Source organism: Burkholderia sp. Ac-20392 (assembly GCF_017104585.1).
Taxonomy (GTDB): domain Bacteria; phylum Pseudomonadota; class Gammaproteobacteria; order Burkholderiales; family Burkholderiaceae; genus Burkholderia; species Burkholderia lata.
Genome location: NZ_JAAGPB010000301.1, coordinates 1 through 10,605 on the forward strand (window position 1 = coordinate 1; position 10,605 = coordinate 10,605).

The window sequence follows — 10,605 nt, forward strand, 5'->3', positions numbered from 1 at the left end:
TGTCACCAGCGGGGCGGGATTTTTCAGGTATTGCTCGCGGATCGCACGTGCCGACCAGTAGGCCAGCGCCGCGATGATCCCGGTCGGGTTGTAGCCGATGCCCTGCGGCAGCGCCGATGCGCCCATCACGAACACGTTGTGCACGTCCCAGCACTGCAGGTAGCGGTTCAGCACGCTCGTCTTCGGGTCGGTGCCCATGATCGCGCCGCCGACGAGGTGAGTCGTCTGGTAAGCGCGCGAATCGAAGTGCTTGCCGAACTCGCGCGTCGACACGCCGATCGCCTTCGGCCCCATCGCCTCCGCGATCTTCTTCATCTGCCCGGTCACGTACTGCGCCATCTTGATGTCGTTGTCCTTCCAGTCGAAGGTCATCCGCAGCAGCGGCTGGCCATACGAATCGCGATAGGTCGGATCGAGGTCGAGATACACGTCGCGGTACGACATGTTGGTGCCGTGCGCGTCCATCGAGATCGTGTGCGCGTAGTTGTCCTTGACCGCCTTCTTCCACGCGGAGCCCCATTGCGGCGTACCGGGCGGCGTCGCGATGCCGCTGATCGGCTTCACGCCGGCCTGGTTCACCCACAGCGGCGAGCCGCCGACGAAGCCGAGCGGGCCGTGGTCGAAGTTGTCCGCGTTGAAATCGTCCACCGCGACGCCGTTGCCGCCCGCGCCGATGAACGGATTCGTGTAGGTGTCCTTGTCGAAGAACGCCTTGATCGTCGACAGGTTCTGGTACGCGAAATTGCGGCCCACGACGCCTTCGCCCGAGATCGGGTCGTACGGCTTGCCGATACCCGACAGCAGCAGCAGGTGCACGTTGTGGTACTGGAACGCGGCCACGATCACGAGATCGGCCGGCTGATGCACTTCACGCCCGGCCGGGTCGACGTAGGTCACGCCCGTCGCACGCTTCTTCGTATCGTCGAGGTCGACGCGCAGCACGTGGCACTTCGAGCGCAGCTCGAAGTTCGGCGCCTGCTTCAGCGCGGGCAGGATGTTCAGGTTCGGCGACGCCTTCGAGTACATGTAGCACGCATAGCCGCTGCAGTAGCCGCAGAAGTTGCACGGCCCCATCTGCACGCCGTACGGGTTCGTGTACGGGCCCGACGTGTTCGCCGACGGCAGCCGGTACGGATGCAGGCCGAGCGACTTGGCGGCATCGGAGAAGCGCTGCGCCGAATAGGTGTTGAGCTGCGCGGGCAGCGGGAAGTTGTCGCTGCGGTTCGCTTCGAACACGTTGCCGTCGCCGACCACCTTGCCGCCGACCTTGTACGCCTGCCCCGACGTGCCGAACACCTTCTCGGCGAAGTCGAAATGCGGCTCGAGCTCCTCGTAGGTCACGCCCGTGTCCTGGATCGTCATCCCTTCGGGGATGAACTTCTTGCCGTAGCGCTCTTCATAGTGGCTGCGCAGGCGCAGCTCTTCCGGCGTGATCCGGAAATGCACGCCCGACCAGTGCAGCCCCGCGCCACCCACGCCTTCGCCCGGCAGGAACGCGGCGAGCTGCCGGTACGGCAGCGCGGTGTCCTGCAGGCCGTGGCGGATCGACACGGTCGTCTTCGACAGGTCGAGGAACAGCTTCTTGCGGATGTTGTAGGTGAGCTCGTCGATCGTGTTCGGATACGCGCCGTCCGGATAGGTGTCGCGATACTCGCCGCGCTCGAGCGCGACGACGTTCAGGCCCGCTTCGGTCAGTTCCTTCGCGAGAATCGCGCCGGTCCAGCCGAAGCCGACGATCACCGCATCGACATGCGGTTTTTTCTCTGCGGCCATCAGCTGCGCTCCCCGTTGATCGAGACGGGGCCGTACGGATAGGGCTTGCCGCTCTGGTTGACGAAATCCATGAAGTCCGCGCGCGCGCCCGGAAAGCCGATCATCTTCCACGCGGCCATGTCGTGATTGCCGCCATGCACCGGATCGCAGAAGTAACCTTCGCGCGTGTTCTGCAGCAATTGGCCGAAGAACACGCCGGGCGGCACGTCGTCGATCTGCGCGCCGCCCTTCTCCAGCGCGCCGAGCACGGTGTCGCGCGTCGGCGCGTCGAGATCCGCGAACGCCTTGCCGTGGGTCTTCTCGCAATAACGGTTGACCGCCGCGATGCCGAGCCGGTAGATGTCGCGCGGCACCAGCTTCAACTGATAGCCGAGCTCGGGCACGCCCTGCTGGAACGGCCCCTGCATGTACCAGGTGGCGCCGTGCGCATACGGCGTCTCCATCTGGCGATCGATGAATTCGGGCACGCCCGATTCGAGCGCGCCGGGGCCTTCGGCGTCGGCCGGAATCAGCCGGTCGACGGCGGCCTGGACGAACGCCCATTCCTTCGCATCGAAAAAGGTCGGCTTGTACGGAGCGCGTTCGGCGTTGGCCGATGCACCGGGCGCGTTGCCGGTCGTCGCGGACGGCGACGACGAGCGCAGGTCGCAGCCGGCGACCGACGCGATCGGCACGAGCGCGACCGACGTGCGCAGGAAACGGCGGCGCGAGTTGGGTTTGTCAGGTGACGTGGACATGGTCGGATGTTGATCGTTGGGGATCGGGGCCCGGACGCGCGCACTCCGCATGCGGCATGTCCGGCATGGCAGCCATGCCGCACGCGGCTGGCCGTCCTGTTCTTTCGTCTGTTGCGAACAACCACGATGCAGGCGCCGTCCGTGCAATGCGCGGCAACGCCTTCATGCAGCCGCGCGTCGCGCCAATTCAGGCTGCGCTGCACGGATCGGCTTCTTTGCGAGCCTTATCGTCTGACAAATACCGGCATCTGCCCGCATCTGCCCCTCATCGCTCATGACCCTCATTCAACTTAGACGCCGCGTTTGCCGACAGCAAGCGCGACGTGCACGACCCTCTTTCGGGTCCGGCGACAAGTGCCGCGAATTATATATGGAACCGGTTCCATCAAGAGTTACTCCAATGCAATTCAATGCATCGAAAATCGCAACAATTGAAAAATCCGGAAGCCGGAACACACAGGAATCGCGTGATTACCGGCTGATGCAGGCGTCAGATAGACGATTGTTGTGTGGCGAGTTGCACCGAAGGCTGTCGCTTTCCAGCCACGCGGCGCACCCGGGAGTGCCGGTTTGCATGGCGGTCTGGTAGCCTCCGCGACTCATGAAGACACAGAAGAATGAACTGCCGGCGCCCGACGCGACCCGCATCAGCCGAACCCTCAGCTACCTGCTGCGCCACGCGCCGCAGACGATCGGGCTGCAACTCGACCAGGAAGGCTGGGCCGACATCGACGAACTGATCGCCGGCGCCACCCGCCAGGGGCTCCATCTCGATCGCGCGACGCTCGAAACCGTCTGCGCGACCAACGACAAGCAGCGCTTCGCCCTTTCCGACGACGGCCGTCGCATCCGTGCGGTACAAGGGCATTCGACGCCCGTCGTGCAACGCAGTTATCCGGCCGCGCAGCCGCCCGAGCGCCTCTATCACGGCACCGCGACGCGCTTCCTGGATTCGATTCGGGTGCAAGGACTGAAACCAGGCGCCCGTCATCACGTGCATCTGTCGCCGGACATCCGGACGGCGCTGGCCGTCGGCACGCGCTACGGCGTGCCGGTGATTCTCGAGGTCGATGCGCTGCGCATGCATCGGCAAGGCCATACGTTCTTCGTCGCGGAGAACGGCGTATGGCTGACCGACACCGTGCCGGCGGAATTCCTTAAAGAGATGGACGGGCCCGCGCGCTGAGACGCGCGCTCACCACGGCCAGAACATCGACGCGATGGACAGCGCCAGCGCCGCGCAAAGCGGCGAGTAATACAGCGTGTCCATGCGTGCGAAACGCGACCCGCGAATCCGCTTGAAGAAGCCGACGTAACGGAAATCGCCGACGGCCCGCACCGCAAAGATCAGTGCGAACGCAACGACCGCGAACGAGATCGTGCCGTGATACGCGTTTGGCCCCAGCCAGCCGGCACGCGCGGCGACCACGCACGCGCCGCCCAGCAACACCGCCGCGACCGCGAACGTGCCAATGGCAGTCGGCCGCAGCAGCGGTTCGCCGTCCTGCTCCGGAATGGCCGCCCCTTTGCCGCGCTGCCCGCCCAACGCCCAGTAGACGTGAATGAGCGCGATTGCGCAAAGCGTCGGCACGCTGAAATACGCTCCGGTCATGTCGATCGATGTCCTCGTCTCGTTGTCTCGTTATCTCGATGTGTTGCCGGCCAGGTGCCGGCACGCGGCCCCGGTCCGCGACACACGTGACGATACCGAAACCCGGCAACGCGTGCATTGCGACGTCCGGTCGCAACCCGCCACGACGCATGTTGCAATGCAGTGCGACCGCAGGCGCGCGCGGGCCGGCCGCTTGACTTCCCTCCGCGCACTACTACCCTGTTATTCCAGTACTGCGGTCGATACGCCCCGGCGCGGCCGGCCGCACGTGCATCGTTCGCCGCATGGCGCACCTGCACGACAACGATAACGAAGGCCATGGAGGCGACTCATGCTGATCGGTGTGCCGAAAGAGATCAAGAACCACGAATACCGTGTCGGCCTCACGCCGGCCGGCGCGCACGAACTGACGCGGCACGGCCATCGCGTCCTGGTGCAGCGCGGCGCAGGCACCGCGATCGGCCTGCTCGACAACGACTACACGGCCGCGGGCGCATCGCTTTGCGACGGCGCCGACGAAGTCTTCGCGCGTGCCGACATGATCATCAAGGTCAAGGAGCCGCAACCGGCGGAATGCGCGATGTTGCGACGCGGGCAGATCCTCTACACGTACCTGCATCTCGCGCCCGATCCCGACCAGGCGGCCGCGCTCGTGAAGTCCGGCGCCGTCTGCATCGCCTACGAAACCGTGACGGGCCCCGGCGGCGGCCTGCCGCTGCTCGCGCCGATGAGCGAGGTGGCCGGGCGCATGTCGATCCAGGTCGCGGCGACCCACCTCGAAAGCCCGCGCGGCGGACGTGGCCTGCTGATGGCCGGTGTGCCCGGCGTGCCGGCCGCGCATGTCGTCGTGCTCGGCGCGGGCGTGGTGGGCACCGGCGCGCTGCAAATGGCGGTCGGCCTCGGCGCACGCGTCACCGTGCTCGACACCAACGTGAACCGGCTGCGCCAGCTCGACCTCGTGTTCGCCAACCGGATCACGACCGTCTGCTCGAATGCGCACACGATCGACGAAGCCGTGCGCGATGCCGACGTCGTGATCGGCGCCGTGCTCGTGCCGGGCGCATCGGCGCCGCGGCTCGTCACGCGCGACATGATCGCGACGATGCGCACGGGGGCGGTCGTCGTCGACGTCGCGATCGACCAGGGCGGATGCTTCGAAACCTCGCACGCGACGACGCACGCGGACCCGACCTTCGTCGTCGACGGCGTCGTGCACTACTGCGTCGCGAACATGCCCGGCGCGGTCGCGCGCACGTCGACCTTCGCGCTGAACAACGCAACGCTCACCCATGCGCTCGCGCTCGCCGACAAGGGCTGGAAGCAGGCGATGACCGACGATCCGCACCTGCGCGCGGGCCTGAACGTGTGCGACGGACACATCACGTACGAAGCCGTCGCGCTGGCGCTTGGTCTGCCCTACGTGCCGGCGACCGGCGTGCTGGCATGACGGAACCGCATTCATGTATGGCCAGCGGCTGACGGCACGCGCCGTCGGCCGCGTTCACGCGCCCTTCGCGACGCCGCTGCGCTTCGACGCGCCGCCCGCTCCCATCGTGCGCGCCAGCAACGGCCTCAATTGCGCGAGCGTACGCGTGTTCAGCACGTCGGCTCGCGTGAGCCAGCCTCGACGCGCCTGATCGACGCCGTACGCAAGATTGTCGAGTTCGTCCGCACTGCACGCATCCGAGCCGATCGCCACCGGCACGCCGGCCTTCGCGGCCTCGCGGCACCAGATGTCCGGCAGGTCGAGCCGCCGCGGCTGCGCATCGAGTTCGACGAAGCAGCCGCGCGCCGCCGCATGCGCGATCACCCGCGGCACGTCGAGTTCGCACGCGTCGCGCTCGCCGAGCACGCGGCCCGTCGGGTGCGCGAGAATCGTGAAATGCGGATGATCCATCGCGCGCAGCATGCGCGCGGTCTGCGCATCGCGCGGCAACTCGAAGCCGTCGCGTACCGCACCGACCACGAGATCGAGCCGGCCGAGCATCGCATCGGGCACATCGAGGCCGCCGTCCTCGCGAATGCCGGCTTCCACGCCCTTGAGCAGCACGAAATCGTCGAACGACGCGTTGAGGCGATCGATCTCGTCCAGTTGCCGGGCAAGCCAGTCGAAGTTGCTGCGGCCGCCGGCGTGCGGCGCCCGGTCGGTGATGGCCAGATACGCGAACCCGCGTGCGCGTGCTGCATCGGCCATCGCACGCAGGCTGTCACGGCCTGCCGATGCGTCGGTATGCGCATGCAGGTCGCCGTGGACGTGCTTGCGTTCGACCAGCGCCGGCAGCGTGCCCGCGCGCGCTGCGTCGATCTCGCCGCGATCCTCGCGCAACTCGGGCGGCACGTCGTGCAGCCCGATCGACGCATAGATCGACGCCTCGGTCTCACCCGCAATCCGTTCGTCACTGCGAAACACGCCGTACTCGTTGATCTTCAGCCCGCCGGCCTGTGCGATCCTGCGCAACGCGATGTTGTGCGCCTTCGATCCGGTGAAGTAGACGAGCGCCGCGCCGAATGCGTCGGCATCGACAACGCGCAGGTCGACCTGCAACCCGCTGACGAGCACGACACTCGACTTCGTCTTGCCGTGCGCCAGCACGCGCGCCACCTCGCCATAACCGACGAACGCTTCGGCGACGGCCACCGGATCGCGCGCGGTGACGAGGATGTCGAGATCGCCGACCGTCTCGCGCCGGCGGCGGAAACTGCCGGCCGGCACGGCCTTGCCGACGCCCGCGATCGCACGCAGGCGTTCGAGCAGCGGCAGCAGCGAGTGCGCCGCATCAGGGAGCAGGAAACGTTGAGGTTCGCGCTTCAGCCGGTCGTCGATCGCTTCGAGCAGATGCGCTTCGGTTTTCGCGCCGAAGCCCGGCAGCTCGCGCACGTGCCCACTCTTCGCTTCCGCGCGAAGCTGCTCGAGCGAATCGACGTGCAGCGCATCGTGCAGCGCCTTCACGCGTTTGGCGCCGAGCCCCGGCACGTCGAGCAGCTCGACGATCGCGCCCGGCAACGCGTGACGCAGCGTTTGCTGCAATTCGCATGTGCCGGTCGCGGCGATCTCGCGCAGCTTCGACGCGAGATCCGGCCCGATCGACGGAATCTTCCCGAGATCGTCGCCGTTCGCGACCATCGTCGGGATATCGCGCCCGTAGTCGGCAATCGTCCGTGCGGCATTGCGATAGGCACGCACCCGGAACGGATTGGCGCCCTGGATCTCGAGCATGTCGGCAATCTCGGCGAACACGGCCGCACACCCGGCATTGTGGATCGGCATGATCGGCGTGGCTCCCTTCCACGTGGATGGCGCCGTGCGCATGCGCGACGGCGTCTGCCCGCCCGGCGCTGCATGCTGACGCCGCCGGGCGCCCGTTCATCATCGTACGCCGGCCGCGCCGCGCGTGCAGCGCCGTGATGGCTGAGACGTCGGAGTCAGAGGGAGGCGCGCGGCGTCGTGGCGTAGTGCCGTTCGTAGATCGACTGGCAATGCGTGCAGCGTTCGGCGGCCGGCCGTGCCAGCAGGCGCTCGTAGCCAACCGAGCCGTCGCAGTCGATGCACTCGCCGTAGCTGCCGTCACGCATCCGCTGCTGGGCGCGGCCGATCGCGCGCAGCTCGGTCAGTTTCATGCCGATCAACGCATGATCGACGTCGACGAACAGATCCGCATTGGCCTCGTCGCCCTCGTCCGGCGCCGCGCCGGCGAGGTCTGCGTAGGATTCCGACGCGCGCTGGTCTTCGGTGGTGCGAATCTCCGCACGCAACGTCTGCTCGCTCTCGTTCAGCCGCTGTTTCAGCGTCTGCCGTTGTTGTTGGTCGAGCGCCATGACCGTCTCTCCTGTTCCGGGTTCCGCGCGCAGCATTGCGGCGCGCGGTGTCGCGCCGGTGCGCGGCGGGCAGGCGTCACCGCCTGCCACCGTGTCCGGATGTGCGCCCGGAGACACGAAGTGCCGGACGCATTCGACGCAGGATAAACCCATTGAACACGCGTGTGTTGACTGGAATCAGCGTGGCGCTCGGTGCGCGCAGAAGTATGCGGAATTTGGGGACGGACGTGAAATCGCGACGTCGTCGAATGGGGGTGTCGCAGACACCGCCGGCATCGCTCGACCCGTGCGCAACGCCGCGTCAGCGTACGTCAGGCGTCGCCACGGACGATGTCGATCAACGTGCGCGCCGAGCGCTGCCAGCTGTACCGCTGCGCGTGCTCGCGGCCCAGCGTGCGCAGCCGTGCCCGCAGTTCGGGATCGTCCATGACGCGGGCGATCGCCGCGGCGATATCCGGCGGCGAATACGCATCGCAGAACAGCGCTGCACCGCCGCAGACTTCCGGCAACGCCCCTTCGTGCGACACGACGACCGGGCAGCCACACCGCATCGCCTCGAGCGGCGGCAACCCGAATCCTTCGTATAGCGACGGAAACACGAAGCAGCCCGCATGCTCGTACAGCGCCTTCAGCTCGCCGTCGGTCACGTAACCGGCCCATGTGACGTACGGATCGTCTTCGCGCAGGCCGGCCGCCCGTGCGCCAAAGATCTTCGCATTGGCGCCACCCGCGATCACGAAGCGCAACGTCGGGTGCGACTCGCGCATCAGCGCCACCGCGGCCAGTGCGCGCACGAGATTCTTGCCGGGCGCGAGCGACCCGACGAACAACACGTAGCGGTCCGTCTCGAGATTCAGGCGCGACAGCACGCCGGGATCGGCATCGATGCGGTCGATATGATCGACCGCACCCGGCACGACCGACAGGCGTGCAGGCGGCACGCCAAGCCGCGCAGCCAGCCGCGTTCGTGAAAAATGCGAAACCGTCACGATATGGCGCGCACGTCGCTTCATGATCGAGAACGCGAAGCGGTACCAGAGGCGAAACGCCATCGAATAGCCGTGTGGCAGATCGAAAATCGCCGCGTCATGAATCATCAGCAGTTGATCGCGTTTGACCAGCGGACCCATGTTGCAAAGGCTCAACAAGGTCCGGCCGCGCGTCGTGCGCGGCAGCGTCCATTGTTCCCACAGCGTGCCGTGCCGGCGCCCTGACGTCAGCGACCGCGCGCCGGCCGGCATGGCCGCCGGATCGTGATCGGATGGCACGACGAGCGCCAGTGCATCGTCGGCGCTCGCGATCCGCGCGAGTTCGGTCGTCAGTTCGTATGCCACGCGCTGAACGCCCGTCATGCGCTGCGCGGTGAATTTCCCGTTGATCGCGAGCCGGCACGACCGCGCGGCAGACGCGGCCGTACCAGCGCCCCGCTCCGCGCGCGCTTCCTGCAGTACCGGTGCGCTTCGCTCCCGAATCGACGTTGACATGTTCGTGACCATTCCGATGGCTGCGGCGCGCTTTTGCGCCGCCGGACACCCCGTTACGCGGGATGCTGCTGTGCCGTCAGTGTGTCCGTCAGATGGGCTCCGGTCGGTACGTTCGATCGCACAACGCACCGCTTTCCGGACGATTCGCCATCCTTAGAATGCATTGCGCCCGATGAATCCCCGCACGACCGTCAACAGGATGATCTTCATGTCGAACCAGAAGCTCCAGTTCTGCATGTAGAACAGATCGAACTTCACGCGCGCTTCCATCGCCTCGACCTTGCGCGTCTCGCCGCGATAGCCGTTCACCTGTGCCCACCCAGTGATGCCGGGCCGCACGCGGTAGCGATACATGTAGCAGTCGATCAGTTGCCGGTAGAAGTCGTCGTGTTCGATCGCATGCGGGCGCGGACCGACGACCGACATCTGCCCGAACAGCACGTTGAAGAATTGCGGCAGCTCGTCGAGCGACGTGCGCCGCAGGAACGCGCCGACCCGCGTGATGCGCGAATCGTTGCGCGACGCCTGCCGCACGACACCCGGTTGGTCGCGATGCACGCGCATCGTCCGGAACTTCAGGATGTCGAACTCCCGGCCGTCGACGCCCTTGCGGCGCTGCCTGAACAGCACGGGCCCCGGCGACGACAGCTTGACCGCGACGGCCAGCATCGACAGCAGCGGCAGCAACGGAATCAGCACGCCGAATGCGAACAGCCGGTCAAATGCGAACTTCGCCCACAGCTCCGGCGCCGAGCGCGGCGTGGTCGCGAGGTTGATGGCCGGCATGCCGAGCACGTCGGTCGCCGAGCGATCGACCACCGCCATCTGTCGTACGTCGGGCAGCAGCCGCAGTTCCACGAACTCGTCGCGCAACTCGCGGACGATGCGCTGGATCCGCCACTCGTGCGACATCGGCAGCGTGAGCCATACCTCGTCGATCTCTCCGCCGCGAATCAGGTCGCGCAACGCGTCCCAGTCGTCGATGATCGGCACGCCGCCGATCCCGCCGGTGGCAGCCTGTGCGTCGTCATCGAATACGCACGCCGCCACGAAAGGCCCCTGCGGCGCGAGCTGCATCCGCTCGACCGCGACACGCCCGTACGCCGTTGCACCGACCACCGCGACGCGGCGCTGCCGCGCGCGCGGGTCGTCACGCGTCAGTACGAGCGCCAGCAGCGCGGCG

At 66.9% G+C, this 10,605-nt stretch carries 9 protein-coding genes; 2 read left to right on the forward strand and 7 right to left on the reverse strand.

From position 1 onward, the window contains the following. Nucleotides 1–1,773 (reverse strand): GMC family oxidoreductase (locus G3N99_RS26565; RefSeq protein WP_206123871.1); only part of this gene is annotated, 1,773 nt, incomplete at its 3' end. Continuing rightward, nucleotides 1,773–2,510, reverse strand: a complete 738-nt coding sequence (locus tag G3N99_RS26570) for a gluconate 2-dehydrogenase subunit 3 family protein (protein WP_153489651.1) — start codon at nucleotides 2,508–2,510, stop codon at nucleotides 1,773–1,775. The genes G3N99_RS26570 and G3N99_RS26565, both read right to left, overlap by 1 nt. A 601-nt stretch (nucleotides 2,511–3,111) precedes the next feature. Between G3N99_RS26570 and G3N99_RS26575 the strand changes: the two genes are divergently transcribed. Then, nucleotides 3,112–3,696: an RNA 2'-phosphotransferase gene (locus G3N99_RS26575; RefSeq protein ID WP_206123872.1), complete on the forward strand. Its 585-nt coding sequence runs from the start codon at nucleotides 3,112–3,114 to the stop codon at nucleotides 3,694–3,696. 9 nt (nucleotides 3,697–3,705) lie between these two features. On the opposite strand, the gene G3N99_RS26580 is transcribed toward G3N99_RS26575, so the two are convergent. After that, nucleotides 3,706–4,122, reverse strand: a complete 417-nt coding sequence (locus tag G3N99_RS26580) for a DUF3995 domain-containing protein (RefSeq protein ID WP_174935585.1) — start codon at nucleotides 4,120–4,122, stop codon at nucleotides 3,706–3,708. A 331-nt stretch (nucleotides 4,123–4,453) separates the two neighbouring features. Between G3N99_RS26580 and ald the strand changes: the two genes are divergently transcribed. Further along, on the forward strand, nucleotides 4,454–5,569 hold the full coding sequence (gene ald, locus G3N99_RS26585) for an alanine dehydrogenase (protein ID WP_174935587.1): 1,116 nt from the start codon (nucleotides 4,454–4,456) through the stop codon (nucleotides 5,567–5,569). Between the two features lie 54 nt (nucleotides 5,570–5,623). On the opposite strand, the gene polX is transcribed toward ald, so the two are convergent. The 4 genes from polX to G3N99_RS26605 form a co-directional block, all read right to left on the reverse strand. Then, nucleotides 5,624–7,390, reverse strand: coding sequence for a DNA polymerase/3'-5' exonuclease PolX (gene polX, locus G3N99_RS26590; protein WP_206123873.1), 1,767 nt, complete (start codon nucleotides 7,388–7,390; stop codon nucleotides 5,624–5,626). A gap of 155 nt (nucleotides 7,391–7,545) precedes the next feature. Then, nucleotides 7,546–7,938 carry a TraR/DksA family transcriptional regulator gene (locus tag G3N99_RS26595; RefSeq protein WP_011355401.1) on the reverse strand — a complete coding sequence of 131 codons (393 nt, stop codon included), beginning with the start codon at nucleotides 7,936–7,938 and terminating at the stop codon, nucleotides 7,546–7,548. A gap of 311 nt (nucleotides 7,939–8,249) precedes the next feature. Continuing rightward, a complete protein-coding gene (locus G3N99_RS26600; protein ID WP_241011863.1) occupies nucleotides 8,250–9,290 on the reverse strand; it encodes a glycosyltransferase family 1 protein in 1,041 nt (346 codons plus the stop codon). 285 nt (nucleotides 9,291–9,575) lie between these two features. Then, the coding region (locus tag G3N99_RS26605; RefSeq protein ID WP_206123875.1) for an undecaprenyl-phosphate glucose phosphotransferase at nucleotides 9,576–10,605 on the reverse strand (1,030 nt) is incomplete at its 5' end.